The sequence below is a fragment of the Stenotrophomonas sp. YJH_SMC_82 genome (assembly GCF_059368875.1).
The window spans coordinates 349,446-375,616 of the sequence record NZ_JCAFSE010000004.1 but is presented as its reverse complement, the minus strand read 5'-3'; the positions used below and the strand labels follow the sequence as shown (position 1 = coordinate 375,616).

General features: G+C 67.4%; 21 protein-coding genes and 1 riboswitch. Of the genes, 8 read left to right on the top strand and 13 right to left on the bottom strand.

Going from position 1 to position 26,171, the window contains the following annotated elements:
• Nucleotides 1-4 precede the first annotated feature (4 nt).
• Both ppc and AC5P53_RS16970 read right to left on the bottom strand, forming a co-directional pair.
• Nucleotides 5-2,716: a phosphoenolpyruvate carboxylase gene (gene ppc, locus AC5P53_RS16975; protein WP_241887636.1), complete on the bottom strand. Its 2,712-nt coding sequence runs from the start codon at nucleotides 2,714-2,716 to the stop codon at nucleotides 5-7.
• A gap of 237 nt (nucleotides 2,717-2,953) precedes the next feature.
• Nucleotides 2,954-5,485, bottom strand: a complete 2,532-nt coding sequence (locus AC5P53_RS16970; protein ID WP_241887628.1) for a prolyl oligopeptidase family serine peptidase — start codon at nucleotides 5,483-5,485, stop codon at nucleotides 2,954-2,956.
• A gap of 120 nt (nucleotides 5,486-5,605) precedes the next feature.
• Nucleotides 5,606-5,689: riboswitch (S-adenosyl-L-homocysteine riboswitch) on the top strand.
• A gap of 36 nt (nucleotides 5,690-5,725) precedes the next feature.
• Between AC5P53_RS16970 and ahcY the strand changes: the two genes are divergently transcribed.
• From ahcY to AC5P53_RS16945, 5 genes are all read left to right on the top strand, one after another.
• Complete coding sequence (gene ahcY / locus AC5P53_RS16965) at nucleotides 5,726-7,171, top strand: adenosylhomocysteinase (RefSeq protein ID WP_014645960.1); 1,446 nt, start codon at nucleotides 5,726-5,728, stop codon at nucleotides 7,169-7,171.
• Nucleotides 7,172-7,429: 258 nt separating this feature from the next.
• On the top strand, nucleotides 7,430-8,218 hold the full coding sequence (locus AC5P53_RS16960) for a lysozyme inhibitor LprI family protein (protein ID WP_241887627.1): 789 nt from the start codon (nucleotides 7,430-7,432) through the stop codon (nucleotides 8,216-8,218).
• A 50-nt stretch (nucleotides 8,219-8,268) separates the two neighbouring features.
• Entirely contained in the window at nucleotides 8,269-9,603 is a 1,335-nt protein-coding gene (locus AC5P53_RS16955; protein WP_241887626.1) for a peptidoglycan-binding domain-containing protein, read from the top strand.
• 110 nt (nucleotides 9,604-9,713) lie between these two features.
• On the top strand, nucleotides 9,714-10,187 hold the full coding sequence (ybaK, locus tag AC5P53_RS16950) for a Cys-tRNA(Pro) deacylase (protein WP_014645957.1): 474 nt from the start codon (nucleotides 9,714-9,716) through the stop codon (nucleotides 10,185-10,187).
• Nucleotides 10,187-10,672, top strand: a complete 486-nt coding sequence (locus AC5P53_RS16945) for a hypothetical protein (RefSeq protein WP_049440185.1) — start codon at nucleotides 10,187-10,189, stop codon at nucleotides 10,670-10,672. Before ybaK ends, AC5P53_RS16945 begins: the two co-directional genes overlap by 1 nt.
• A gap of 70 nt (nucleotides 10,673-10,742) precedes the next feature.
• Here AC5P53_RS16945 and AC5P53_RS16940 read toward each other — a convergent pair whose 3' ends face one another.
• The 5 genes from AC5P53_RS16940 to AC5P53_RS16920 form a co-directional block, all read right to left on the bottom strand.
• Nucleotides 10,743-11,378, bottom strand: coding sequence for an energy transducer TonB (locus AC5P53_RS16940; protein WP_241887625.1), 636 nt, complete (start codon nucleotides 11,376-11,378; stop codon nucleotides 10,743-10,745).
• Between the two features lie 101 nt (nucleotides 11,379-11,479).
• Nucleotides 11,480-12,064, bottom strand: a complete 585-nt coding sequence (locus tag AC5P53_RS16935; protein ID WP_014645954.1) for a DUF3228 family protein — start codon at nucleotides 12,062-12,064, stop codon at nucleotides 11,480-11,482.
• A gap of 50 nt (nucleotides 12,065-12,114) precedes the next feature.
• Complete coding sequence (locus AC5P53_RS16930) at nucleotides 12,115-12,846, bottom strand: LytR/AlgR family response regulator transcription factor (protein WP_014645953.1); 732 nt, start codon at nucleotides 12,844-12,846, stop codon at nucleotides 12,115-12,117.
• Nucleotides 12,843-13,892 carry a sensor histidine kinase gene (locus AC5P53_RS16925; protein ID WP_241887624.1) on the bottom strand — a complete coding sequence of 350 codons (1,050 nt, stop codon included), beginning with the start codon at nucleotides 13,890-13,892 and terminating at the stop codon, nucleotides 12,843-12,845. The genes AC5P53_RS16930 and AC5P53_RS16925 overlap by 4 nt, the downstream gene beginning before the upstream one ends.
• Nucleotides 13,893-13,928: 36 nt before the next feature.
• Nucleotides 13,929-14,855, bottom strand: a complete 927-nt coding sequence (locus tag AC5P53_RS16920; RefSeq protein WP_049406074.1) for an alpha/beta fold hydrolase — start codon at nucleotides 14,853-14,855, stop codon at nucleotides 13,929-13,931.
• 203 nt (nucleotides 14,856-15,058) lie between these two features.
• On the opposite strand from AC5P53_RS16920, the gene metF reads away from it, so the two are divergent.
• Together metF and AC5P53_RS16910 are read left to right on the top strand one after the other, a co-directional pair.
• Nucleotides 15,059-15,886, top strand: coding sequence for a methylenetetrahydrofolate reductase [NAD(P)H] (gene metF, locus AC5P53_RS16915; RefSeq protein ID WP_014645950.1), 828 nt, complete (start codon nucleotides 15,059-15,061; stop codon nucleotides 15,884-15,886).
• Between the two features lie 40 nt (nucleotides 15,887-15,926).
• Nucleotides 15,927-16,511, top strand: a complete 585-nt coding sequence (locus AC5P53_RS16910) for a DUF4124 domain-containing protein (RefSeq protein WP_075076538.1) — start codon at nucleotides 15,927-15,929, stop codon at nucleotides 16,509-16,511.
• 102 nt (nucleotides 16,512-16,613) lie between these two features.
• Here the strand turns inward: AC5P53_RS16910 and AC5P53_RS16905 are convergent, their stop codons facing one another.
• The 3 genes from AC5P53_RS16905 to AC5P53_RS16895 form a co-directional block, all read right to left on the bottom strand.
• Nucleotides 16,614-17,567: a Nudix family hydrolase gene (locus AC5P53_RS16905; RefSeq protein WP_049406070.1), complete on the bottom strand. Its 954-nt coding sequence runs from the start codon at nucleotides 17,565-17,567 to the stop codon at nucleotides 16,614-16,616.
• Nucleotides 17,568-17,669: 102 nt separating this feature from the next.
• Nucleotides 17,670-20,402 (bottom strand): preprotein translocase subunit SecA, encoded by a 2,733-nt coding sequence (gene secA / locus AC5P53_RS16900; protein ID WP_014645947.1) that lies wholly within the window; start codon nucleotides 20,400-20,402, stop codon nucleotides 17,670-17,672.
• Between the two features lie 287 nt (nucleotides 20,403-20,689).
• A complete protein-coding gene (locus AC5P53_RS16895) occupies nucleotides 20,690-21,646 on the bottom strand; it encodes a M23 family metallopeptidase (RefSeq protein ID WP_014645946.1) in 957 nt (318 codons plus the stop codon).
• Nucleotides 21,647-21,658: 12 nt separating this feature from the next.
• Between AC5P53_RS16895 and AC5P53_RS16890 the strand changes: the two genes are divergently transcribed.
• Nucleotides 21,659-22,108 (top strand): DciA family protein, encoded by a 450-nt coding sequence (locus tag AC5P53_RS16890; RefSeq protein WP_032956682.1) that lies wholly within the window; start codon nucleotides 21,659-21,661, stop codon nucleotides 22,106-22,108.
• A 281-nt stretch (nucleotides 22,109-22,389) separates the two neighbouring features.
• On the opposite strand, the gene lpxC is transcribed toward AC5P53_RS16890, so the two are convergent.
• From lpxC to ftsA, 3 genes are all read right to left on the bottom strand, one after another.
• Nucleotides 22,390-23,301, bottom strand: coding sequence for a UDP-3-O-acyl-N-acetylglucosamine deacetylase (lpxC, locus tag AC5P53_RS16885; RefSeq protein WP_049440195.1), 912 nt, complete (start codon nucleotides 23,299-23,301; stop codon nucleotides 22,390-22,392).
• 205 nt (nucleotides 23,302-23,506) lie between these two features.
• On the bottom strand, nucleotides 23,507-24,742 hold the full coding sequence (gene ftsZ / locus AC5P53_RS16880) for a cell division protein FtsZ (RefSeq protein WP_005415297.1): 1,236 nt from the start codon (nucleotides 24,740-24,742) through the stop codon (nucleotides 23,507-23,509).
• 170 nt (nucleotides 24,743-24,912) lie between these two features.
• Entirely contained in the window at nucleotides 24,913-26,148 is a 1,236-nt protein-coding gene (gene ftsA, locus AC5P53_RS16875; RefSeq protein WP_005408083.1) for a cell division protein FtsA, read from the bottom strand.
• Nucleotides 26,149-26,171 lie beyond the last annotated feature (23 nt).

The window sequence follows — 26,171 nt, the reverse complement described above, 5'->3', positions numbered from 1 at the left end:
CGGATCAACCGGTGTTCTGCACGCCCTGCGCAACACCGTTCACGCAGGCCACCAGCGCGCGCAGCAACCCGTCATCCTCGCGCCCGCTGGCCCGCCAGCGCTGCAACAGGTCCACCTGCAGCACGCTGATCGGATCGACGTAGGGATTGCGCAGGCGGATCGACAGCGCCAGCCGCGCATCGTGGTCGAGCAGCGTCCGCTGGTCCATCAGCGCCAGCAGCCAGTGCCGGGTGAGTTCCAGTTCGCGCTGCACCTGCGGGAAGAAGTGCCCGTGCCGTTCACCCGACAACAGCGAAAACTGCTCGGCGATGGTGATATCGCCCTTGGACAGCACCATCGCGATGTCGTCCAGGAAGGTGCGGAAGAACGGCCAGTCCCGCGCCATCTCGCGCAGGGTCTGTTCGTGGCCGGCATCAACCGCCGCCTGCAGGCCACTGCCCACGCCGTACCAACCGGGAATCACCGCGCGCGCCTGGCTCCAGGCGAACACCCAGGGAATCGCACGCAGGTTGCCCAGCGCGGCGTCCTGGCCGAGCCGGCGCGATGGCCGCGAGCCCAGCGTCATGCGTTCGATCACGTCGATCGGCGTGGCGGTGCGGAAGTAGTCCATGAAGCCGGCCTGGCCAACGAACGCGCGATATACCTCGCTGCTGGCCGATGCCACCGCGTCCATCACCGGTCGCCACTCATCCTCGCGCGGCTCGGCGGCACGCGGGCGCAGGCTGGCACGCAGCACCGCACCGGTGGCCTGCTCCAGCGAGCGCAGGGCCAGCGCACGGATGCCGTACTTGCGATGGATCACCTCGCCCTGCTCGGTCACCCGCAGGCGGCCATCGATGCTGCCGCGCGGCGATGCGTCCACCGCGTGCGTGGTCTTGCCGCCACCGCGGCTGATCGAGCCGCCACGGCCATGGAAGAAGGTCAGGCGGATGCCGGCCTCGGCCGCCACCTCCAGCAGCTCCACCTGTGCACGCTGCAGGCCCCAGCGCGATGCGGCGATGCCACCGTCCTTGCTGCTGTCCGAATAGCCCAGCATCACCATCTGCACGTCATCGCGCGCTCGCAGGTGCGCGCGATAGATCGGGTCGGCCAGCAGATCACGCAGGGTCGCGGTGCCGCGCTTGAGGTCCTCCACCGTTTCGAACAGCGGCGCGATATCCAGCGGTACTGATCCGTTCTCTTCCACCAGGCCGCCACGGCGCGCCAGCGCCAGCACCGCCAGCACGTCGCTGCGGTCATGTGCCATCGAGATGATGTAGCTGCCCAGTGCATCGCCACCATGCCGCGCACGGGCATCGGCCAGTGCGGCGAACACGGCGTCCAGTCGCCGGTTGCCTTCGTCGTCGCCCTTCGGCAACGGCGCGTCACCACTGGCATGCGGCGCCAGCAGGCGTGCGCGGCCCAAGGCATCCAGACCGTCCCACGCTGCGTCGCCGCCCAGCACCGTGGCCAGCGCGCGCGCGTGCACGCTCGATTCCTGGCGCACGTCCAACCGCGCCAGGTGGAAGCCGAAGGTCTTCACCCGCCACAGCAGGCGCTGCACGGCGAAGCCACCGGCATGTTCGCCGCGGTTGGCGCGCAGGCTGTCGAGGATCAGCTGCAGGTCGTCGATCAGTTCGTCCGGACCGGCGTAGGCGCCTTCGCCGTCATCCAACGTGGCCTGCAGGCGTGCGCGCATGCGGTCGTTGAGCAGGCGGTACGGCATGTCGGCATGGCGCGGGCGCGACTGCACCTGCGGCAGCAGCTGCTGGTAGTGCGCCACGCGCGCCTGCAGCGCCTCGCTCACGCCCACCCGCTCGGTGGACTGGCTGAGCAGGCTGGCCAGCTGCAGCAGTTCCTTCTGGTAGCGACCCAGCACGGCCTGCCGCTGCGCGTCCAGCGTAGTGCGGATGGTGTGGGCATCCACGTTCGGGTTGCCGTCCATGTCGCCGCCCACCCACGTACCGAAGCGCAGCAGGCGCGGCAGCGGCAGTTCTTCGCCGTAGGTATCGCGCAGCGCCTGCTGCAGCGATTCGTACAGCACCGGGATCACCCGGTACAGCACCTGCACCAGATAGAAGCCGACGTGCTCGCGCTCGTCATCGACGGTAGGCCGCACCGGCGAGGAATCGGTGGTTTGCCACGAAGCGGTCAGCGCCATGCGGAAGCGCGCAGCATCGGCGGCCGCTTCCCCCGGCGTGCGCTGGCCGTCGAGGTTGTCGACCAGGCTGGCCACCATCAGCTGCTCTTTCTCCAGCAGCGCGCGGCGCACCGCTTCGGTCGGGTGCGCGGTGAACACCGGTTCGATGTCGATGCGCGGCAGCCACTGCGCCAGCTCATCCAGGCCCACGCCCTGCGCCTTCAGGTGCTGCAGCGCATCCTGCAGGCCGTCGGGCTGCGCCCCGGCGGTACCGGCACGCTGGTAATCACGGCGGCGGCGGATGCGATGCACGCGCTCGGCGATGTTGACCACCTGGAAGTAGGTGCTGAAGGCCCGCACCATGGTCTCGGCCTGCTGCGGCGTGCGCCCGGCCAGCCCTTCGGCCAGCTCCGACAGCGGCGCCTGGTTCTCGCGGCGGGCAATGGCGCGGGTGCGCACGTCCTCGACATCGTCGAGAAAAGCGGCCGAAACCTGTTCGACCAGCAGGTCACCGACCAGTGCGCCGAGCCGGCGCACGTCATCGCGAAGCGGAAGATCGGGAGAAGCAAACTCGATGCTGCTGCGGTACTCGTTCATCGGCGACGCACAGGCCTCGGTCAACGGATCCAGACCCCAAGCCTATCCCAGATCGGGCGTCGTGCTGCGATGCAAGAATGGTTTCATCTGCACGTATCCATGGCGGACGCAGCCGAGCATGGGCTCGGCTCTACAAGCGTCATGGCGCGTGACACCGTGTAGCGCCCGAGCCCATGCTCGGGCGGCGGCGCAGCCGCACAGGCGGCCGCTGTTGCAGCGGCCACCCTCATGCACGTATCAGCGCTTCTTCTTCGCCGTGCCCTGCTCGGCCGGGCCGATGGTCTGCTCCAGCCAGCGCTCGCTCTCGGCCAGCATGGTCATGATCGATTCGCGTGCACGGTAGGCATGCGATTCGTTGGGCAGCATCACCAGCCGCGCGGTGCCACCCAGGCCCTTCACCGCCGCGAACATGCGCTCGCTCTGGATCGGGAACGTGCCGGAGTTGTTGTCGTCCACGCCGTGGATGAACAGGATCGGATCCTTGATCCTGTCGGCGTAATTGAACGGCGCCATCTTCTGGTAGACGTCCTGCGCCTGCCAGTAGTTGCGCTCCTCGGCCTGGAAGCCGAACGGCGTGAGCGTGCGGTTGTAGGCGCCGCTGCGCGCAATGCCCGCCTTGAACAGGCGGGTGTGTGCCAGCAGGTTGGCCGTCATGAACGCACCGTACGAATGGCCACCAATGGCGATGTGATCGCGGTCGGTCACGCCACGCCGCACCACTTCATCCACGGCCGCCTGCGCATTGGCCACCAGCTGTTCGATGTAGGTGTCGTTCGGCTCCTTGTCGCCCTCGCCGATGATCGGCATCGACGGGCTGGCCAGCACCACGTAACCCTTGGCCAGGAACGCCTGCGGACCCCAGTAGCTGACCGCATTGAAGCGATACGGCGAATCGGTCACCTGGCTGGCCGCGGCCGCGCTCTTGAACTCGCCCGGGTAGGCCCACATCAGCAGCGGGCGCGGGCCGTCGCGCTTCGGGTCGTATCCCGGCGGCAGCAGCAGGGTCGCGGTCAGGTCGACGCCGTCCTTGCGCTTGTAGCGGATCTGCTCCTTCTGCACACCCTTCAGCTGCGGCAGCGGATGCGCGAAATGGGTCAGCGCGCGCGGTGCGCTCCCAGCATCGACCAGCGACTGCACGTAGAAGTTGGCCGGCTCGTCCGGGCTCTCGCGGCTCAGCAGCAGCGAACTGCCCTGCTTGTCCAGCAATGCCACCGGCAGCGCATAGCTCGGTGCCTGCGAGTGGAACAGGCGCGTTGCCTTGCCCGTGGCGATGTCGAAGCGGTCCACGAACGGACGGTCGCCTTCCGGCGAAGCACCGGCGCCGGCCAGGTACAGGCTGCCGCCATCGGCGCTGGTCTGCAGCAGCGAACGGCCGCGCTCGTCGCTGGCCCGCAGCGGCCGGCCCGGATCGGCGTAGCGGTCCTGCGCATCGCGATCCCACAGCAGGCGCGGTTCGGCGCTGGCATTGTCCGGGGCGATCAGCCAGGTCTTGGTCCTGCGGGTCTTCCACCACGATTCGGTCAGCAGGGCCAGGTCGCCACGGCCCCAGCTGATACCGGCCAGGCGGCTGCCCAGCTGGGCCAGCGTCACCGGCGGTGTGTCGAACGGCGCGGCCTGCATCAGCACCGCATCGCGCACCTTGGCATCCCTGTTCGGGTCGCCACCATCCTGCGCTTCGGCCCAGACCAGGGTCGCGTCGGCATCACCACGCCAGCCGATGTCACGCACGCCGGTCACTTCGGCGTCGTTGCCGGTCGGCAGGCCTTCCACCAGCGGACGCACGGCCACGGTATGCACCAGCTTGCCGCTGGCACGGTCGATCACTTCAATGCGGCGCGGGAAACTGCTCACCGGCACCACGTAGGAATACGGGCGCTGCACCGGCTGCCGCAGCACGAAGCGGCCATCCGGCGACACGGAGAAGCCCATGAAGATGCCGGCCGCGCCGATCGCGCGGGTGCTGCCATCCAGGCTGACTTCCACCGGCTGTGTGGTGGCGTAGTAGTCGAACTGGCGCGCGTCAGCCTCGTTCTTCAGCAGGTCCTGGTAGGTACGGATCGACACCACGCCATCGCCCTGGCGGGTCTGCTGCACGGCCGGGCCGGTCGGGATGCCGTCGGTGGCCGGGGCCGCACCGAGGTTGGCCGGGCGGGTGAACACCACCAGCCCGCGGCTGTCCGGCAGCCACTGGTAACCGCTGCCGATCACCGTGTTCAGGCCGGCAAGCAGGCGGCGGGCGCTGCCGGCGGCCACGTCCACCAGCCACAGTTCGTTGGCGCCGCTGGTGGCGTCGACCTGGTTGAAAGCGAGCCACTTCTGATCCGGAGACCACATCAGGCTGGCGATCGACAGCGTGGCCGGCAGGCCGCTGATCTGCCGTTCCTTGCCATCGGCCACGTTCATCAGCCACAGCTTCTCGCCGAAGCTGAAACGGCTGTCGGAGAACGTGCGCGGGTTGATGCGCAGGCCGGCCAGCTTCAGTTCCGGCTGCGCCACCACCCGGATCGGCGGCAGCGACGGCATCTGCATCAACGCGGCCATGTCGCGGCGAGGCGACAGGTGCAGCGACGGCGCGCGCGGTGCGTCGACCACCGCCTGCAGCGCCGCCGAGGGCAGTTCGTAGCCATTGGCACCCTGGGCCTGTGCTGCAGCGGGCTGTGGGGCCACCGCCCAGGCCAGCGGGGCCACGGCCAGCGGGGCCACGGCCAGCAGTCCCATCGACAGGACCAGGCCGGTCCAGCGCCGCGTACGGCGCGCGTGCATGCTCATCGTTCTACCTGCGTGATGCGTGAAAGCACCGACCTTAACAGGCCGTGCACGCGCCCCCATCTGCCGATGGTTGGGTCATCCGGATGTCATGCCGGGGCCGCGATATAATGGGGGTTCTCCCCTGCCGAGGGGCGCTGCGACCGGATCCGATGAGGCCCGGCCAGGCTCGGTAAGGTGGCTTTGTAACAACGGCGCCCGGCTAGATGCGAGCACCCGCTCGCCCACAACCGGAGCACACGAATGAACGCTGTTGCCAAGACCTTCTCCACCGAAGGTGATTACAAGATCCGCGACATCACGCTGGCCGACTGGGGCCGCAAGGAACTGGACATCGCCGAGCACGAAATGCCGGGCCTGATGTCGATCCGCCGCAAGTACCAGGCCGAGCTGCCGCTGAAGGGCGTGCGCGTGACCGGCTCGCTGCACATGACCATCCAGACCGCGGTGCTGATCGAGACCCTGAAGGACATCGGCGCCGACGTGCGCTGGGCCTCGTGCAACATCTTCTCGACCCAGGACCACGCGGCTGCCGCCATCGCCGCCACTGGCACCCCGGTGTTCGCCTGGAAGGGCGAGACCCTGGAAGAGTACTGGGACTGCACCCTGGACGCGCTGACCTTCACCCTGGCCGACGGCACCCTGACCGGCCCGGAACTGGTGGTGGACGACGGCGGTGACGTGACCCTGCTGATCCACAAGGGCTACGAACTGGAGAACGGCAGCGACTGGGTCAACACCGCGTCCGCCTCGCACGAAGAACAGGTCATCAAGAACCTGCTCAAGCGCGTCGCCAAGGAGCGCCCGGGTTACTGGGGCCGCGTGGTCAAGGACTGGAAGGGCGTCTCCGAAGAGACCACCACCGGCGTGCACCGCCTGTACCAGCTGGCCCAGGCCGGCACCCTGCTGATCCCGGCGATCAACGTCAACGACTCGGTCACCAAGAGCAAGTTCGACAACCTGTATGGCTGCCGCGAGTCGCTGGCCGACGGCCTGAAGCGCGCGATGGACGTGATGCTGGCCGGCAAGGTAGCCGTGGTCTGCGGCTACGGCGATGTCGGCAAGGGCTGCGCCGCGTCGCTGCGTGCCTACGGCGCGCGCGTGATCGTCACCGAGATCGACCCGATCTGCGCCCTGCAGGCGGCGATGGAAGGCTATGAAGTCAACACCATCGAATCGACCCTGGGCCGTGCCGACCTGTACGTCACCACCACCGGCAACCGCGACATCATCCGCATCGAGCACCTGAGCGCGATGAAGGACCAGGCCATTGTCTGCAACATCGGCCACTTCGACAATGAGATCCAGGTCGACGCACTGGTGTCCTTCGCCGGCATCAAGCACGTCAACATCAAGCCGCAGGTCGACAAGTACATCTTCCCGAACGGCAATGCGATCTTCCTGCTGGCCGAAGGCCGCCTGGTGAACCTGGGCTGCGCCACCGGCCACCCGAGCTTCGTGATGTCCAACAGCTTCGCCAACCAGACCCTGGCACAGATCGACCTGTGGGCGAACAAGGACAGCTACGAGAAGAAGGTGTACCTGCTGCCGAAGAAGCTGGACGAAGAAGTGGCTCGCCTGCACCTGGAAAAGATCGGCGTGAAGCTGACCACCCTGAGCCAGGAACAGGCCGACTACATCGGCGTGCCGGTGGAAGGCCCGTTCAAGCCGGACCACTACCGCTACTGATCGTGCGCGGTGCCGGCCAGCGGCCGGCACTACCGGCGCAGGCGGGGTCGGATCCCTTTCCGCAGGAAAGGGCGCTGACCCCGGCAACAGATGCAGACAGAACGGGCGCCTTCGGGCGCCCGTTCTGCGTTGCGTCGCCCCGCAGCAGATCCGCGCGCCCTGTCACAGTGCCCTAAGAAGCCGCTTGCTAGTCTCTATGCCCCCATGGACTGCCAACTGCAGGCCATGCGCCGGGACGCTGACAGCAAAGGACAGGACATGCCGCGCAACAATGACCGAGTGACCCGGGCGATGAAGCCCCTGATGATCCTGTGCTGGGTGGCCCTGCTGGCCGCCTGCAGCCCGCCTGGCAGCGATGCCGGTGCCAGCGCGCCGGCAGCGAACACCGGCCAGGCAAGCACCGACGGCAAGGCAACCAGCACCCCGGCAGCGGCCACGGGCAGCAGCGCTGCCTGCGCCGAGGGGGCATCACAGGTGCAGACCCTGATCTGCAACGACCCCGCCCTGTTGCAGCAGGAAGCTGAGCTGGTCAAGGCTGAAGCCTCCGCACGCGACACCCTCGATGCCGCCGGCAAGGCCAAGCTGCAGGCCGAGCAGCAGCGCTGGATCCAGCATACGCGCGACCTGTGCGGTGACGCGCACTGCCTGCAACAGGTATTTGCCGATCGCCTCAAGGTGCTCTCGGCCACGCGCGACGGCCTGGTCGACCAGGACGCCTGCGAAGTGCCCGACGGCCAGCAGCAGTGCGTGGACCTGCTGGTGCTGCGCGACCCCAACAGCCAGTTGGCGAACTTCAACACGCTGCTGGGAGAAAACGGCCAGGAAGGCCGCCTGCTGGGCTGTACGGCCGCCACCAACGTGGGCGGTGGCCCCAACGCCGTGCTGGCGGCCAACTGCATCCAGGAAACCACCGCCGGCAAGCGCAACGTGCAGTTGTGCAGCAACCAGATGGTCGGCCAGTTCGCCCTCGAACCGGCATCGACCGCCTACGGCACCCAGGCCGTCCGCCAGCTGCTCGGCTTCACGCAGCAGCACTGCGCCGGCTGACATCCGCTGGGTGCGCCCGGCGCTTTTTCCCACATTGAAGGACGATGACCATGGCAAAGGATTCCACCCTTACCCGTGAACAGCTGTCCACGCTGTTCCTCAACACGGAGCTGGGCGGAAACACCCGCCACCTGGACCACTTCTCATACGCGCAGAAAGGCGCAAGCACCTACTCGTTCGGACTGGTGCAGTTCGATGTCGGCGGCAATCCGCAGGCCAGGCGTTTCCTGCGCGACAACGGCTTCACCGCCGCTGATATCGAACTGCTGTCCCAGCAGGGCGGATTGAGCACCCGGCAGCTGGCGGCGCTTGACGCCAAGTTGCAGGCCATTCCGCAGGCGAAGATGGACCAGCTCACCAACGACAAGCTGGACAGCGCCATCGAGCGCGTCGATGAAGCCATCGCCAAGGTGCGTGCCATCAACCCGGCCGCCGCCGATGCCATCGCGGCCAACCCCGAACTGCAGCTGGCCATGGCCGACTATGACAACCAGTTCGGCGGCATGGGCCCGCAGTTCATCAGCTATCTGGCCGGCAACGCGGAAAAGCTGCAGGGCGGTACGGTCCAGGCCGGCAATCCACCGACCCGCGGCGACGTGCAGAACTTCGTCGATGCCACCAAGTACGGCATCCAGTCGCCGGCCGCGGTGACCAGCCGCGATGAGCGCTTCGACCGGGCGATGACCCAGCTGGGCATCACCCCCACCCATGCCCCCTCGCACGGGTCGCCCGGCGGCAACGGCGTACTGGTCAGCGGCGCCAGGGGCGATGAGGTAAAGGCGATGCAGCAGAAGCTGGCCGACCTGGGCTATCTGGGCAAGGACGGCAAGCCACTGGTAGCCGATGGCGATTTCGGGCCCGGCACCCTGGAAGCGGTCAAGCAGTTCCAGCGTGAGCACCAGCTCACCGTCGATGGCAAGGTCGGTGCCACCACCCTGGGTGCGCTCGACAAGGCCACCGCGCAACAGCAACAGCGGGCCGCCGAACCGACCATGGCCACCCCCGGCCACGCCGACAACCCGCGTTACCAGCAGGTCGTGGAAAAGCTGGAAACGCTGGAAGAACAACGCCGCCAGGGTGGCCTGGCGCCACTGTTCAATGACCGCAGCCAGCTCGAGAACGCCGCAGGCCTGGTGGCTTACGAGTCCAAGCTGGCCGGCATGAGCCAGGTCGATACCGTGCTGGCGCGGCCGGACAACCAGGGCGTGTTCGCCGTGCAGGGCCAGCTTGGCGATCCCGCCATGCACCGCACTTACGTCGATCTGTCGCAGGCGGCGAACCACACGCTGCAGGACAGCACGCGGCATAGCCAGGCGCTGGACAACGAACTGTCGCAGCGACAGACCCAGGAACAGATTCAGACGCAGCAGTCGATGTCGCGCTGACGCGGGATGCCGACGATCACAGCCGGGACGGGCGCCTTCGGGGGCCCGTCCTGCGTTGATGCGCGAGTTTCGGTCAAGGCAATATCCCTACCTCGCGCTAGGATGCGCCCATGACCCCGGCCATCAACCTGCTCAAGCGCGAGAAGATCGCCCACACCGTGCGCAGCTACGTGCACGACGCCCACGCCGAATCGTATGGCGGCGAAGCCGTCGACAAGCTCGGCCTCGACCCGGCCCAGGTGTTCAAGACCCTGCTGGCCAGCACGGAAGCACACGAACTGCTGGTGGCGATCGTGCCGGTCGCCGGCCAGCTTGACCTGAAGGCGCTGGCCGAAGCCGCCGGCTGCAAGAAGTGCGAGATGGCCGCCGCCGATGCCGCACAGCGCGCGACCGGCTACCTGGTCGGTGGCATCAGCCCGCTGGGGCAGAAGAAGCGCCTGCGCACGTTCCTGGACGCCAGTGCCGAAGCGCTGCCCGCGCTGCATGTCAGCGCCGGGCGCCGCGGCCTCGAGGTAGAACTGGCACCGGCCGACCTTCTGCGCCTCACCGCCGGCCACTACGCTGCCATCGGCAAGTCACGCTGATGCGCTGGCCGTGGTCTGCAGCGCCGGTACCCCGGCTCGACGATGCACAGGCCGACGTGCTGCTGCAGGACCTGCTGTCGCGCGATGCCACGCGCATCACCGATGCCGCACGCACGGTGGCACGGCTGTTCAGCACCGCATCGTTGGACGCGTTGGTCGCACATGTGGATACGATCGAACGCAACTGCGAGGGCATCGCACTTGGCGGCATGCTGATCAGCAACCAGGCGCACCTGAAGGCGGCCCTGCAACGGCTGCGCTACTGGCGGGCGCGTGAGGGGTGCCTGTGCGCACTCTACCCTTCTTATGTGTTCTTCAACCCTGCACCGCTGCTGGAACAGGGCCACGTGCTGCTGCTCGGACGAGGCGAGGCCGAGGATGGCTGGGGTGAGTGCTACCGGGTGACGTGCACGTCCTGCACGCAGCCGTGGAGCGCCACCGAGCGTGAATACCACTACCCGTGGTGGGAGTGGAAGCGCCTCTGACAGTGATGCAGCCACGCACGGCGTGGCTCCGCTGCGGTACGTCCAGATCCATGCCATGCATGGATGACGCTCACTCCACGAATTCATACCGCATCGGCATGCGCACGAGGGTCAACGCCGGCACCGTACCCTTCGCATCGGCGCGGCTGAAACGCCAGCCCTGCAGCTCCTCCGCTGCAGCGTCATCCAGCAACGCATGACCGCTGGAGGTCTCCACGATCACGGCCGCAACGCGCCCCCGCGCATCGACCAACGCCTTCAGCATGCTGCGGCCGGACAGCCCCTGCCGCATGGCCTCCACCGGATAGCGCGGCGACACGCCGCGTGGAGGCAGCCAGGGAATACCTTCACCCGCGAACAGATCCCGGTTGCTGCGTGCCGTGCAGGGCGTCGGCAGGCGCAGCTGCAGGGATACCTGCACCTCATTCACGGTCACGTGCGCCGGCGCGGCGCAGGCATGCTGCACCAGCGCCTCCAGCATTCGTTGCTGCCGACGCAGCGCGTTGCCATTGGCCGCCGCCACTTCAATCACGCAGCGGCCGTCCTGCGGCTGCATCGACAGCGCGGTCACGCCTGCATCGCGCAGCCCGGGAAGGCGTGCCATGGGTTCGCAGGCCATCCCGGCAGGAGGCTTCGCGGCCAGTACCGGGGTGGCGGGCAGCGTGCCCGCCAGCAACATCAGGATCATCCTTGCCCAGACCGCCATGCCCCGCCCTCCTTGGGTTTGCCTGGCCCGATCATAGCGCGCGCCTGGGATCGGATCCCCTCCTCAGGGAAAGGCTTCGACCGGGGGCTCGAATGATCGGGTCAGAGCCCTGCGATGCGGGGATCCGACCCCGGCCGCCAGTTGGCGTTGTTCTCCCAGAACTCCACCGAGCGCCGGTAGGCCTCCTTGTCCAATGGCACGCCGGAACCGCCCTCCTCCACGCCCAGCGCATTGCGCATCATGGTGATCGGCGCCATCGGCACTTCTTCCGGTTCGGCGGTGTAGATGCAGCCGACGATGCCCCAGTCGGCTTCGATCGGTGAGCCTTCCCTGGCCAGCTGCTCGGCGTTGTACAGGATCACCACCAGGTAGTTCGCGCGCGGCGACTCCACGCCCTCGAACCAGCGCACCAGTACCGGCAGTTCCTCGCGGTTGCGCGCTTCGTAGCCGCTGCGCAGCTGGTGGCGGTTGGCCTCGGTGACCGGCACCGTCAGGCAGCGCGTGCTGGTCCAGTTCTCGTAGACGAACAACTTGCAGAACGGGGCGTAGCCGTCGAGCACCTTCAGCGGCGCGTGCGCATTGAGGTGTGCCTCGAACTGCTCGGCAGTGCAGTCCTGGATGGTATTGCCGCGTGGCACGCGCGGGAACAGGCGGGGACGGGCGAAATCGGTGAGGACGATGGACATGGCGCGGCGTGATCTGGGAATCCGCTGCACAGGGTAACCGCTGGCAGCACCTACAACGCCATCCGCTCGCGCAGCTCGCGTGCCTGCCGCCGCGATACCTCCACCTCGCTGCCATCATCCAGCGTCAGGTCATAGCCGTCGCCGATGCTGGGCGACACCCCACGGATACGGCGCAGGTTGACCAGTGTGTTGCGGTTGGCGCGGAAGAAAAGATCCGGCGGCAGGCGTGCTTCCAGCGCGCTCAGGCTGCGGGTCAGCAGTGCGTTCTGGTCGCGGAACCACAGCCGCGTGTAGTTGCCATCCACCACCAGCCGACGGATCTCGGAGACTGCCACGAACCAGCAGCGTTCACCCTCGCGCACGAACACCTGGTCGTGCGCGCCCAGCGTGCCGCGCGATTCCGGCACGTCGGCCGCAACCGCCTCGCACTGCCGCGCCCGCTCGAGCGCTTCCAGCAGCCGCGGCGCCTCCACCGGCTTCACCAGGTAGTCCAGCGCGTTGGCCTGGAACGCACGCACCGCATAGGTGTCGTAGGCGGTGACGAAGACCACGGCCGGCACCGTGTCCAGGCCGTCCAGCACGTCGAAACCACTGCCGGAGGGCATCTGCACATCCAGCAGCACCAGGTCCGGTGCCAGCGTGGTGATCGCCTCGCGTGCGGCGGGCACGTCGTCGGCCTCGCCCACGCACTGCACCCACGGCAGCGCCGACAGCAGCGTGCGCAGCTCCTGCCGGGCCAGCCGTGCGTCATCGACGATCAACACGCGCAGCATGCCAGTCATTGCGGAATCTCCAGCAGGGCCTGCATGCGGTCACCGGCCGGTTGCAGCACGAATCGGCCACGCATGCCCAGCTGCGCACGCAGGTAGGCCAGGCCGACGCCATGGCCATGGGTGGGTTCGCTGCCGGTTGGAAGTGGATTGTCCACCTGCAACCGCAGCACGTCATTGTCCAGCGTGGCGCGGATCTGCACCTCGCCGCCGCCGGGACGGCTGGCGATACCGTGCTTGATCGCGTTCTCCACCAGCAACTGCAACGCCATCGCCGGCAGCTGCGCCTGCGTGGCATCGGCATCGATCTGCTGCCGCACCTGCAGGCGCTGTTCGAAATGGACCGCCTCGATGGCCAGGTAATCATCGACCACCGCCAGTTCCTCGGCCAGCGTGACCTGCTCGCTGCGGTTGTGGGCGAGCGCCTGGCGCAGCGTGCGCGACAGGCGGGTGACCATGTCACGGGCCCGTTCCGGGTCTTCCAGGATCAGCGCACGCAGGTTGTTCAGCGCATTGAACATGAAATGCGGATTGAGCCGCGCACGCAGTGCGTCACGTTCCAGCACACTGCGTTCGGCTTCGGCGCGCAGGCGTGCCAGCTCGCTGTGGCGTGCCCGCCGCAGGCCGTGCAGGCCCGCCCACAAACCGGTCCACACCAGCAGGAACAACGCGGTGTTCATCCAATACAGCAGCACCGAAGACCACTGGTAATCCGCATGGCCGCCAGGCAGCTGCACCCAACCCAGCGCCAGCGCCGGCAGCAGCAGCGCCGCCGTTACCGCCTGTGCGACGCTGGCCCCGAGCACCACGCCGGCAGCCAGTTTCAGCACCAGGCTGCCCAGGCTGCCCTCCCACCAGCGCTGGCGCAGTGCAACCGAACGCAATGCGCCGCTGCACAGCCAGAGTGAGACCGCCACGCTGACGGTGATCAGCACGATGCCACTGAACACGATGCCGCCACCGATCCGCATGCCGACCCACAGCCCGTACAGCGCATAGCCGGCCCATGCCAGTGCATTGAGCGTCCAGAAACGGCGGGAAGGCGTGGTGGCGTCCATGCGGGCTCTCGGCGGTGGCAGGAGGGCGGACAAGGGTCAGGGATGCGCGGCGAGGAAACGCTGCACCTGTTCCTGCAACCAGCGCGGATCATCCCACATCAGGAAGTGGAAACCCTGCGCGCTCATCGCGATCTGCACGCCCTGCAGTTTCGCGTACTGGGCCTGGAACACCGCACGCGTGCCGTCCTCGGTGCCGCCCATCGGCTGGTAGCCGGCCCAGCTGCCGAGCACCAGCGTCGGCGCGGTGATCGAAGCGATGCTGTCGCGCAGGTCGGTGGTCATCACCGCATGCATCGCATCGGCCGTGGTCTGGCGGTCGCTGGCTTCGCCCCAGCGGCCCAGTTCGGCCTGGCGCCGCGGATCGCGGGTCATGCCCGGCAGGCCCGCCTTCAACTGCGCCTGCCATTGCGCGGCGTCGGCGGCCAGCATGCCCTTGCGCAGCTGGTCGGCCATCGGCCGCACGCTGTCAGCGGTGGCACTCGGGTCGCGCGCCGCCGGCAGGAACGGCAGGGCATCGACCACCACCAGTGCGCTGATCGCCTTCGGCTCGGCCTGCGCCATCTGCAGGCCCAGCACGCCACCGAGGCTGTGGCCGACCACCACCACCGGCCCCAGGTGCTGGTCATGCAGGTAGGCCAGCAGCTGCCCGCGCATCGCCGGCAGGAAGCCGGCCGGGCGCGGGTCGGCCGCTGCCGCGCCAGCAAAGCCCGGCAACTGCACCAGGTGGCACTGCACGTCCTTCAGGGCCAGGCAGGTCTCGCGCCAGGCCTCGGCGCTGCTGTTGAGGCCGGGGATCATCAGCAGCGGTCGCCCCATGCCGACCACCTCGACCTGTACCTTGCCAGCGGTCGAGCCGGTGGCGGCATGCGCGGAACCGGAGCCGAGCACGGCCATCGCCATGCCGATCATCGCCAGCCGGGCCAGGGCCTTCATCGCGTACCAGAGTGCCAGGAAGATCTTCATCGTGTGCTCCTTCATCAGGTGGGGGGTGCCGGGATGGGAGCAGCGTGCGCCCGGCTACGGCAGCCAGGTTGCGATTCCGGAGCAACGGCCGCAGACCCGGGCAAACGGTCGCCGGCGGCGGACGGTGCCAGTCCATGCAGCCAACTAACATCCATCTTGATGAAGCGATATACTGACCCGCACCCGCCGCTGCCGCCCGTGCCATGACCGCCATCAGCTTCGAGTTCTATCCGCCCAAGACCGACGAACAGCGCAGCCAGCTGGACCGCGCCGCGGCCAGGCTGAAGGACTACGACCCCGAGTACGTGTCCTGTACCTTCGGCGCCGGTGGCTCGACCCTGAGCTATACCTCCGAGACCGTGCGCCACCTCAACCAGCACCACGGCTTCGAGGCAGCACCGCACCTGTCCTGTGTCGGCGGCACCCGCCAGGAAATCCGCGAACTGCTCAAGCTGTACCGCGCCATCGGCTGCCATCGCCTGGTCGCGCTGCGCGGCGACCTGCCCTCCGGCATGGGCTTCCCCGGTGACATGCGCTACGCCGCCGAGCTGATCGACTTCATCCGCGCCGAACACGGCACCGCCTTCCGCATCGAAGTCGGTGCCTATCCGGAGACCCATCCACAGGCCTCCGATGCACTGGCCGACCTGAAGCACTTCAAGGCCAAGATCGATGCCGGCGCCGACGCGGCGATCACCCAGTATTTCTACAACCCGGATGCGTACTTCCACTTCGTCGATGCCGTGCGCCGGCTCGGCGTGCAGGTGCCGATCACGCCCGGCATCATGCCGATCGCCAACTTCAGCCAGCTGCGCCGCTTCTCCGAGCAATGCGGTGCGGAGATCCCGCGCTGGATCAGCCGCAAGATGCAGGCCTATGGCGATGACGCCGAATCGGTGCGGGCGTTCGGTACCGAAGTGGTGGCCAAACTGTGCCAGCGCCTGATCGAGGGCGGCGCGCCGGGCCTGCACTTCTACACCTTGAACCTGGCCAAGCCGACCACGTCGGTGTTGAAGCTGCTGCACGGCTGAAAGCACGCCATGCCACCGCGATCGGCGCTACCCTGCGCCGATGAACCGGTTTTCCTTCCTGCTGTTGCTGCTGTCGTTGTGTTCGGTATCGAGCATTGTCCATGCGCAGTCCCCGCGCTTGAACCGCTGCACCGATGCGCAGGGGCAGAGCGTGTATACCGACCGCCCCTGCGACAGCGTTGGCGCCCGGTCGCGATTGCCACCGCCCGCGCCCACCGGCAGCACCCTGCCACGCGACACCCTGGGTGCGCGCTGCCCACGACGCCTGAGCGAGCTGGTGGACGCACTGCGCACCGGCATCGTCAGCAACGATGTGAACCGGCTGTCCTCGCTGTACCTGTGGGGTGCGGTCTCCGATGCCGGCGCGCAGCGCATCCTCGGCCAGTTGGAATCCTTGGCACGGCGGCCACTGGTGGACGTGGTGCCGGTGTATCCGCCACAGGGGCTGGCGTCCTCGCAGGAAGAGGGTCAGAGCCCTGCGGCGCAGGAATCCGACCCTGAGCCGCCAGCGCCACGGCATCCGGTCGGCCTGCGCCTGGAGCAGACGCTGCCCGGCAGCGCGTCGCGAGCGTCCACGGTGCTGGGATTGCGGCGGCAATACGGATGCTTCTGGATCACGTTGTGATCGGGAGGGGTCGGATCCCTTCCAGCGGAAAGGGCTCCGACCCCAGATTGCCGCGATGGGGTCAGAGCCCTGCTGCGCAGGGATCTGACCCTGCATGCCGGCTCACGCCGGCCACAGCCCACGAATCGCAGCGATGCCCTGCCCGCCATGCCGACGCGCTTCGGCGATATGGCCGGCGGCCATGCCGCCCAACGCGTAGATCGGCAGCGACACCTGCGCGCGCAGCGCAGCGAAGGCCTCCCAGCCCAGCGGCACCGCCCCGGGATGGCTGGCCGTGGCCTGCACCGGGCCGAGCACCGCGAAGTCGCAGCCCAGCTGCTGCGCCGCCTGCAGCTGCTCCAGGTCGTGGCAGGACGCGGCGACCAGCTGTCCTTCCGGCAAGGGCCGCTCCTGCAGGGCCAGCAACTGCTCGCTGCCCAGGTGCACGCCCACGCCCAGTGTGCGGGCCAACGCGACATCGCGGTTGAGCAGCCACTGCACGCCGCGACGATGCGCGCGCACGGCCTGTTCGATCATCGCCTGCCGTTGCGGATGCTCCGGCGGCAGGCGCAGCTGGATGCGCTGCTGGCCCGCCGCCACTGCCTGCTGCAGCCGTTCATGCCAGTGCTGCACGCCGCCGGCATCTTCGGCCGGCGCCGGCGTGATGAGGTAGCGATCCGGTTGGCGCAGTGCGGCCACCACCGGCAGGTCGGCCGGCGGCATGGAATAGCGGCCCAGCTTGTCCTGCGCCACCCAGGTGATCGCCTGGCCCTCGCGCCCGCGCGGTGTGCCCTTCCAGCTGCGCACGTGGCGCACTTCCAGGGTCAGGTGCTTGTCCGGATAGCGCTGCGGCACATCCATCAGCCAGGGCCCGACATCGGCCTCGATGCCCAGCTCTTCGCGCAGTTCACGCACCAGCGCCTGTTCGGAGGTCTCGCCGGATTCGCGCTTGCCGCCGGGGAACTCCCACAGGCCAGCCATGTCGCGGTTCTCGGTACGGCGGTTGAGCAGCACGCGGCCACGGGCGTCGGTGATGACGGCGGCCACGACATGGATCGATCGGGTGGGAGAAACCATGGGGCCAGCATGCCCAGAACAGGGCGGCCAGCGCAATCACGAATCCGCGCCGGATCGCCCGCGCCAAAGCAGAAGGCCCCGCTTGCGCGGGGCCTTCCGGGGTCAGCTCAGCTGGCCGTGGCAGTGCTTGTACTTCTTGCCACTGCCGCACGGGCACGGATCATTGCGGCCGATCTTCGGCTCGTCGCGCTGCAGCGTGGCCACGCCCTGCTGGGCGGCTTCGACCTGCGCGGCTTCCTCGTCGGCGCTGTAACCGCCGGCATCCTGGTGCTGGAACTGCGACTGGCTCAGGCGCGCCTGCGCCTGCTGGCGCTCGGCCGCTTCCAGCGCCTGCACTTCCTCGTCGCTGCGGATGCGCACGCGGGCCAGCAGGGTCACCACTTCGCGCTTGACGTTCTCCAGCATGTCCGAGAACAGCTCGAAGGCTTCCTTCTTGTATTCCTGCTTCGGCTGCTTCTGCGCGTAACCACGCAGGTAGATGCCCTGGCGCAGGTAATCCATGCGCGCCAGGTGCTCCTTCCAGCTCTGGTCCAGCACGGTCAGCATCACGTGCTTCTCCAGCGCGCGCATGGTTTCTTCGCCCAGGCCGGCTTCCTTCTCGGCGAAGTGCTGGTTGACGCGCTCCTGGACCTTGGTGGCGATGGCCTCGGCGTCCAGCTCTTCGTGTTCCTTGACCAGGTCGGTCAGCGACATCTGCAGGCCGAAGTCCGACTCCAGGGTCGCTTCCAGGCCGCGCAGGTCCCACTGCTCGTCGATCGAGTTCGGCGGCACGAAGCGCGCCACGATGTCGAAGATCACGTCGTCGCGGATGCCATCGACATTCGCCTTCACCGACTCGGCATCCAGCAGCTCGTCGCGCTGGGCGTAGATCACCTTGCGCTGGTCGTTGTTGACGTCGTCGAAGTCCAGCAGGTTCTTGCGGATGTCGAAGTTGTGGGCCTCGACCTTGCGCTGCGCCTTTTCGATCTGGCGGCTGACCAGGCGGTCCTCGATGACGTCGTCTTCCTTCATGCCCATCATGCGCATGGCCTTCTGCACCCAGTCGGAGGCGAAGATGCGCATCAGGTTGTCTTCCAGCGACAGGTAGAAGCGGGACGAACCCGGGTCACCCTGGCGGCCCGAACGGCCGCGCAGCTGGTTGTCGATACGACGCGATTCGTGGCGCTCGGTGCCGACGATGTGCAGGCCGCCGGCCGCCTTCACTGCCTCGTGGCGCTTCTGCCATTCGGCCTTGACCGCCGCCTTCTGCTCGTCGGTCGCGTCCTCGCCCAGGGCGTGGATCTCGGCTTCCAGCGAACCGCCCAGCACGATGTCGGTACCGCGGCCGGCCATGTTGGTGGCGATGGTCACTGCGCCCGGGCGGCCAGCGTTGGCGACGATGGTCGCTTCGCGGTCATGCTGCTTGGCGTTGAGCACTTCGTGCTTCACGCCGGCCTTGCTCAGGTGCTCGGACAGCATTTCCGAGGTTTCGATCGAGGTGGTACCCACCAGCACCGGCTGGCCGCGCTTGGCGCACTCTTCGATGTCGGCCAGCACCGCATTGAACTTGCCCTTGCGGTTGAGGAACACCTGGTCCGGACTGTCCTTGCGGATGGTCGGGCGGTTGGTCGGGATCACCACCACTTCCAGGCCGTAGATGCTCTGGAATTCGAACGCTTCGGTATCGGCCGTACCGGTCATGCCGGACAGCTTCTTGTACATGCGGAACAGGTTCTGGAAGGTGATGCTCGCCAGCGTCTGGTTCTCGCGCTGGACCGGCACGCCTTCCTTCGCTTCCACCGCCTGGTGCAGGCCGTCGGACCAGCGGCGGCCGGCCAGGGTACGGCCGGTGAACTCATCGACGATGACCACTTCGCCGTCGCGCACGATGTAGTCCACGTCACGCTGGTAGATCGCGTGCGCGCGCAGGGCGGCATTGAGGTGGTGGACCACGGTCAGGTTCTGCGCCGCGTACAGGCCTTCGGTCTCGCCGTCGAGGATGCCGGCTTCAACCAGCAGCTGCTCGGCGTGCTCCATGCCCGCTTCGGACAGGTGCACCTGCTTGCCCTTCTCGTCGACCCAGAAATCGCCTTCGCCGTCTTCCGCTTCCTGCTTGACCAGGTGCGGCACGACGCGGTTGACGCGGATGTACAGCTCCGGGGAATCATCGGCCGGACCGGAGATGATCAGCGGGGTACGCGCTTCGTCGATCAGGATGGAGTCGACTTCGTCGACGATGGCGTAGTGCAGGCCGCGCTGGTAACGGTCGGCCTTGGACAGCGCCATGTTGTCGCGCAGGTAGTCGAAGCCGAATTCGTTGTTGGTGCCGTAGGTGATGTCGGCCGCGTAGGCTTCGCGCTTGTCGCTGTGCGGCATGCCCGGGTACACCACGCCCACGCTCAGGCCCAGCCAGTTGTACAGCTTGCCCATCTGCGCGGCGTCGCGGCGGGCCAGGTAGTCGTTCACGGTGACCACGTGCACGCCCTTGCCTTCCAGCGCGTTGAGGTACACCGGCAGGGTCGCCACCAGGGTCTTGCCTTCACCGGTGCGCATTTCTGCGATCTTGCCCAGGTGAAGCACCATGCCGCCGATCAGCTGCACGTCGTAGTGGCGCATGCCCAGCACGCGGCGGCCGGCTTCGCGGCAGACCGCGAACGCTTCCGGCAGCACCTTGTCCAGGGCTTCACCGCCGGCGATGCGCTGCTTGAACTCCGGCGTCTTGGCCTGAAGCTGCTCGTCGGAAAGCTTCTCGATCTCCGGCTCCAGCGCATTGATCTTGGCGACGATGCGGTTGAGCTGGCGCAGCTGTCGTTCGTTACGACTGCCAAATACGCGGGTAAGCAGGCTGTTGATCATTGAAGGAACCGGGTTGGATGGACACGACGCCCGGCCTCCCCCTTGGGATCCGTCCGCCGCAAACGAAACAGGGCGCCTGGCGCCCTGTCGATGGCAACACCCATTGTAGCTTGGGACGGGCGGCTGAGGTTTCAAGCGCCAATCCGGTCGCAATCGCCCCGGATTCGGCAAAGAAACACGGATGCGGGGTCGGACCCCTTTCGCCATGGCGAAAGGGCTCTGACCCCAGCCCTCAACCGAATCGGGTCAGAGCCCTTCCGCGGCGCGGAAGGAATCCGACCCGGGCATCAGCCGCGGCTGACGCGGCCGACCGGCGTGTTGCCGCCGTCGCCGAGGAACTTGCGCGGGTTGACCACGTTGCCGTTCTCCCACACCTCGAAGTGCACGTGGGCACCGGTCGAACGGCCGGTGGAACCGGCCTTGGCCACTTCCTGGCCGGCGCGGACCAGGTCACCGGCCTTCACCACCAGGCGCGAATTGTGCGCGTAGCGGGTGACATAGCCGTTACCGTGGTCGACATCGACGACGTTGCCATAGCCGCCCTTCACACCAGCGAAGCTGACCACGCCTTCGGCCACGGCCATCACCGGGTCACCGACCTTGGCGTGGAAGTCCATGCCCTTGTGGGTGGCGGCGCCGCGGCCGAACGGGTCGGCACGGGTGCCGAAGCCGGAGGTCACGTAGCTGTTGCGGATCGGCATGCGCGACGGCACGGCGTTCTGCTGCAGCTGGTGGTCGAACATCAGCGATTCCATCACCGACAACTGGCGGCCTGAAGCAGCGAAGCGCTGCTCCAGCACCTGTAAGTCGGCGTTGACGTCCTTGACCGGGATGTCGCTGGTCGGGCCGCCGGCGTCGCCGTCACCGAGGCCGGGGGTCTCGTTGAAGTCGAACTCGCCATCTTCCAGCTTGCCCATCTGGGTCAGCCGTTCGCCGAGGGCGTTCAGGCGGGTGGCCTGCGCCTGCAGCTCGCCGAGGCGGGCGGCCAGCGCGTTGACCTGGGTCTGCGCATCGCGCTTGACCTTGGCCAGCTCCGCATCCTGGCGCTCGACCTTGGCCTGCAGGCGCGAATCATTCAGCGCACTGGCGCCAATGCCGCCGGCAAGGCCGATAATGCAGCCTACCCCGAGCACGCTGCCCAGCAGGGCGCGGGGGCGGTCCTCGAAATAGAACCGCAAACGCGTGATCGGCGACGCCTTGGCCTGTCCTTCACGCGTTTTGATTACGATCTTTTTGAATGCCATCAGTGAGTTTTCATGTCTGAGCCGAAATCCAGCGTTCGCCCCGCGTCAGTGCCGAAACCGGCGCTGGATGCGGTAATGGCGGACAAAAGCGGGAACCCGCTGCGTCGGGCCTTGTGGCTCGACGCGCTGGACCGGCAGTTGCGCCCCCAGTTGCCGCCACCTCTGCGCAGCCGCTGCCGGCTGGCCAATGTGGACGGGGAACACCTCGTTTTTCTCGTCGAGTCCCCGGTCTGGCATGCCAAGTTGCGGCTTGCCGAAGCCCAGTTGCTCGACGCGGCCCGTTCCATCGGGCTGAAGGCCACCAGGGTGACCATCAAGACTGCGTCCACCACTCCCTCACGCTCCCCAGCGATCGACAACCGGAATGGCCCCCACGCAGTTTCAGCCGCCACGCACAAAGGGCTACGCGACGCCTTGGCTTGCCTGCAGGACGTTCCCTCGAAGCCGAAGAAGCGATCCTGATGGCAACGGAGCATCCGGCTCCGCTCCCCGTCGCGCGTGTCACCACGGCGTGAAACATTTCGGGGGCCGGGTCGCATCCTAGCGGCCATCCGGAGGCCTGTCGTTAGATTGAAGTTAAAACTTCGTTAAATTCAGGCTTCCGATCCAACAGGTTCACAAAACCGTGACCTTGAACCGGCCTTGACGCCTTTCAAGCACGCTGAATGCGTCGCAAGCGCCGGAAACAACGACGCCGCCCTGGAAGGCGGCGTTTTTATCTTGAAATTCAACGATCTACGGAATCAGGCGTAGGCCGGGGTGGCATATTCCACCGGATCCGGGGTGGTCGGCGAGTCGAAGCTGACCCATTCCCAGGCGCTGGCGTCGGCCATCAGGGCCCGCACCAGCTTGTTGTTGAGCGCGTGGCCGGACTTGAAGCCCTCGTAGGCGCCCAGCACCTGGCCACCGGCCAGGTAGAGGTCGCCAATGGCGTCAAGGATCTTGTGGCGCACGAACTCGTCGGCGTAGCGCAGGCCGTCTTCGTTGAGCACGCGGAACTCGTCCAGCACGATGGCGTTGTCCATCGAACCGCCCAGGCCCAGATTGCGCTCGCGCATGTATTCCAGGTCGCGCATGAAACCGAAGGTGCGCGCGCGGGAGATTTCCTTGGTGTAGGCCAGCGTCGAGAACTCGATTTCCTGCCGCGACTGCTTGGCCGGGATCATCGGGTGGTCGAACTGGATGGTGAAGCCCAGCTTGTAGCCCTCGTACGGGGTGAAACGGGCCACCTTGTCGCCCTCGGTCACCTCCACGGTCTTGAGCACGCGGATGAAGCGCTTGGGCGCATCCTGTTCGATGATGCCCGCCGACTGCAGCAGGAACACGAACGGGCCGGCCGAACCGTCCATGATCGGCAGCTCGGCCGAGGACAGTTCGACGATGATGTTGTCCACACCCAGGCCGGCCAGCGCCGACATCAGGTGTTCGACGGTCTGGATCTTTGCGTCGTTGCAGGTCAGGCCGGTGCACAGGGTCACTTCGGTGACCAGTTCGGCCTTGGCCGGCACCTCCACCACCGGGTCCAGGTCCACGCGGCGGAACACGATGCCATGGTTGACCGGTGCCGGGCGCAGGGTCATGTAGACCTTGTCACCACTGTGCAGGCCAACGCCGGTGGCGCGGATCGTGTTCTTGAGGGTGCGTTGCTGGATCATGGGGGATGGACCGGAAGTGACACATTAGATTAACACGCGCACTCCCCTACCCCGGCTGAAACGCCAGTTGCAGCCACCGGCAGAATCCACCGGCACGCCGCTGGAAAGCGCGTGAAGCAGGGCGGCCGGGCCCATCCTGGCCCGGCGCCCGCGTTTTCAGGACATGGTGGCGCAACCCGGGGAGGACAACCCCGGGCCGCCCCGCTTAGTCCGCCTGGCGGCGCAGGAACGCCGGGATGTCCAGGTAATCGTTCGGCAGTTCCGCCGCCGCCGGGGCCGAAGCGGCCGGGGCCGAAGGGGCGGAGGCCGCTGCGGTATCGCTGCTGGCGCGACGCAGGCCCAGGCCCATGCCACCCACCGCCTTGGAGACGGCATCGCCGCCGTTGTCGAACTCGCCGAACTCCGGCTGGCCGGTGGTGGCGTTGCGGACCAGCTTGATCGGCGCACGCTCGCCCGGACGCTGGGTCTTGCTGGCCGAGACGCGGTTCAGGCCGGTGGCCACCACGGTCACGCGCACTTCGTCCTGCATGTCCGGATCGAGCACGGTGCCGACCACCACGGTGGCATCTTCGGAAGCGAAGCCATCGATGGTGCGGCCGATCTCGTCGAACTCGGCCATGGTGAAATCGGCGCCGGCGGTGATGTTGACCAGGATGCCGTTGGCACCAGCCAGGTTCACATCGTCCAGCAGCGGGTTCTGGATCGCCGATTCGGCAGCGGCCTGGGCGCGGTCATCGCCACGGGCGGTGCCGGTACCCATCATCGCCAGGCCCATTTCGGACATGACGGTGCGCACGTCGGCGAAGTCGACGTTGATCAGGCCCGGACGCACGATCAGGTCGGCGATGCCCTGCACGGCGCCCTGCAGCACGTCGTTGGCAGCGCGGAAGGCCTGGATCATGGTCGCGTTGCGACCCAGCACGGTGATCAGCTTCTCGTTCGGGATGGTGATCAGCGAGTCGCAGTGCTGGCTCAGTTCCTCGATGCCCTTCAGCGCCACCTGCATGCGGCGACGGCCTTCGAACGGGAACGGCTTGGTGACCACGGCCACGGTCAGGATGCCCATTTCCTTGGCCAGCTGTGCCACCACCGGCGCAGCGCCGGTACCGGTGCCGCCGCCCATGCCGGCGGTGATGAACACCATGTCGGCGCCCTGCAGCGCGTCCATGATGCGCTCACGGTCTTCCAGCGCGGCCTGGCGGCCGACTTCCGGGTTCGCGCCTGCGCCCAGGCCCTTGGTCACGTTGGTACCCAGCTGCAGCTGCAGCTTGGCACCACAATTCTTGATGGCCTGCGAGTCGGTGTTGGCAGTGATGAATTCCACGCCATCCACCGCCGAGTTGACCATGTGCGCCACGGCATTGCCGCCGCCGCCGCCCACGCCAACCACCTTGATCACCGCATTGGGTGCCATCTTTTCGATCAGTTCAAAATGCGCCATGTCCGTGTCCTCGTTGTATCCGCTTTGGCTGGCATGGGCATTCGGGCGTCCTGCCGTCCTGCTGCATGCCGACGTTGCGGCTGTGTGGGTTGTGTGTAGCCGGTACTGCGTTGTGATGCGGGTACTGCGGGTGTTGCGCCCGGGCGAGGCCCGGGTTTACGGGTTCCGCGTCAGAACTCGCCGCGGAACCAGGTCTTGAGTTTCTTGAACATGCTTCCGGCGCGCCCGGTGGGCAGCGACGGCCGCCGCGGGTGCTCGATCTGGCTGCCCATCAGCAGCAGGCCCACGCCGGTGGCGTGTACCGGGTTGCCGACCACTTCGCCCAGGCCGGTGACGTGCTGCGGGATACCCACGCGCACCGGCATCTGCAGCATTTCCTCGGCCAGTTCGACCACGCCTTCCATCTTCGACGCGCCACCGGTCAGCACCATGCCGGCGCGCACCAGCTCCTCGAAGCCGGAGCGGCGCAGTTCGGCCTGCACCATCTCGAAGATTTCCTCGTAGCGGCCCTGCACGGCCTGCGCCAGCGAATGGCGCGGCATGCGGCGCGGCGGGCGGTCGCCCACCGACGGCACCTGGATGCTCTCCTCGGCCGTGGCCAGCTGGGCCAGGGCGCAGGCATAGCGCACCTTGATCTGCTCGGCTTCCGGGGTCGGCGTGCGCAGCATGTGCGCGATGTCGTTGGTCACGTGGTCGCCGGCGATCGGCAGCGAGGCGGTGTGGCAGATCGCACCCTGCACGAACACCGCGATGTCGGTGGTGCCGGCGCCCATGTCGACCAGCACCACGCCCAGCTCGCGCTCGTCGGCGGTCAGCACTGCCACGCTGGAGGCCAGCGAGGACAGCACCAGGTCGTCCACCTGCAGGCCGCAGCGCTGCACGCACTTGCTGATGTTGGCCGCGGCCGACTGCGCGCACACCACCAGGTGCGCATGCACTTCCAGGCGCACGCCGGTCATGCCGACCGGGTTGCGGATGCCTTCCTGCGAATCGTCCAGCACGTACTCGCGCGGGATCGCGTGGAGGATCTTCTGGTCGGCCGGGATCGCCACCGCCTTGGCCGCGTCGAGCACGCGATCCAGGTCGCCCCAGGTCACTTCACCGTCGCGGATCGGCACGATGCCCGGCGAGTTCTTGCACTGCACGTGGTTGCCGGAAATCGAGGCGTACACCGAACGGATCTCGCAGCCGGCCATCAGCTCGGCTTCTTCCACCGCGCGCTGGATCGACTGCACGGTCGATTCGATGTCCACCACCACGCCGCGCTTCAGCCCGCGCGATTCGTGCGAGCCGATGCCGATCACTTCGATCGGGTTGCCCGGCGAATACTCGCCCACCAGCGCCACCACCTTGGAGGTGCCGATGTCCAGGCCAACGATCAGCGATTTGTCACCCTTGCGATTCATGTCCTTTCCTGCGTGCTTCTGGC

Excerpts from the sequence above, each read along its gene's own strand:
- ppc (WP_241887636.1), bottom strand. The coding sequence starts at position 2,716 with ATGAACGAGTACCGCAGCAGCATCGAGTTTGCTTCTCCCGATCTTCCG.
- AC5P53_RS16970 (WP_241887628.1), bottom strand. The coding sequence starts at position 5,485 with ATGAGCATGCACGCGCGCCGTACGCGGCGCTGGACCGGCCTGGTCCTG.
- ahcY (WP_014645960.1), top strand. The coding sequence starts at position 5,726 with ATGAACGCTGTTGCCAAGACCTTCTCCACCGAAGGTGATTACAAGATC.
- AC5P53_RS16960 (WP_241887627.1), top strand. The coding sequence starts at position 7,430 with ATGCCGCGCAACAATGACCGAGTGACCCGGGCGATGAAGCCCCTGATG.
- AC5P53_RS16955 (WP_241887626.1), top strand. The coding sequence starts at position 8,269 with ATGGCAAAGGATTCCACCCTTACCCGTGAACAGCTGTCCACGCTGTTC.
- ybaK (WP_014645957.1), top strand. The coding sequence starts at position 9,714 with ATGACCCCGGCCATCAACCTGCTCAAGCGCGAGAAGATCGCCCACACC.
- AC5P53_RS16945 (WP_049440185.1), top strand. The coding sequence starts at position 10,187 with ATGCGCTGGCCGTGGTCTGCAGCGCCGGTACCCCGGCTCGACGATGCA.
- AC5P53_RS16940 (WP_241887625.1), bottom strand. The coding sequence starts at position 11,378 with ATGGCGGTCTGGGCAAGGATGATCCTGATGTTGCTGGCGGGCACGCTG.
- AC5P53_RS16935 (WP_014645954.1), bottom strand. The coding sequence starts at position 12,064 with ATGTCCATCGTCCTCACCGATTTCGCCCGTCCCCGCCTGTTCCCGCGC.
- AC5P53_RS16930 (WP_014645953.1), bottom strand. The coding sequence starts at position 12,846 with ATGACTGGCATGCTGCGCGTGTTGATCGTCGATGACGCACGGCTGGCC.
- AC5P53_RS16925 (WP_241887624.1), bottom strand. The coding sequence starts at position 13,892 with ATGGACGCCACCACGCCTTCCCGCCGTTTCTGGACGCTCAATGCACTG.
- AC5P53_RS16920 (WP_049406074.1), bottom strand. The coding sequence starts at position 14,855 with ATGAAGATCTTCCTGGCACTCTGGTACGCGATGAAGGCCCTGGCCCGG.
- metF (WP_014645950.1), top strand. The coding sequence starts at position 15,059 with ATGACCGCCATCAGCTTCGAGTTCTATCCGCCCAAGACCGACGAACAG.
- AC5P53_RS16910 (WP_075076538.1), top strand. The coding sequence starts at position 15,927 with ATGAACCGGTTTTCCTTCCTGCTGTTGCTGCTGTCGTTGTGTTCGGTA.
- AC5P53_RS16905 (WP_049406070.1), bottom strand. The coding sequence starts at position 17,567 with ATGGTTTCTCCCACCCGATCGATCCATGTCGTGGCCGCCGTCATCACC.
- secA (WP_014645947.1), bottom strand. The coding sequence starts at position 20,402 with ATGATCAACAGCCTGCTTACCCGCGTATTTGGCAGTCGTAACGAACGA.
- AC5P53_RS16895 (WP_014645946.1), bottom strand. The coding sequence starts at position 21,646 with ATGGCATTCAAAAAGATCGTAATCAAAACGCGTGAAGGACAGGCCAAG.
- AC5P53_RS16890 (WP_032956682.1), top strand. The coding sequence starts at position 21,659 with ATGTCTGAGCCGAAATCCAGCGTTCGCCCCGCGTCAGTGCCGAAACCG.
- lpxC (WP_049440195.1), bottom strand. The coding sequence starts at position 23,301 with ATGATCCAGCAACGCACCCTCAAGAACACGATCCGCGCCACCGGCGTT.
- ftsZ (WP_005415297.1), bottom strand. The coding sequence starts at position 24,742 with ATGGCGCATTTTGAACTGATCGAAAAGATGGCACCCAATGCGGTGATC.
- ftsA (WP_005408083.1), bottom strand. The coding sequence starts at position 26,148 with ATGAATCGCAAGGGTGACAAATCGCTGATCGTTGGCCTGGACATCGGC.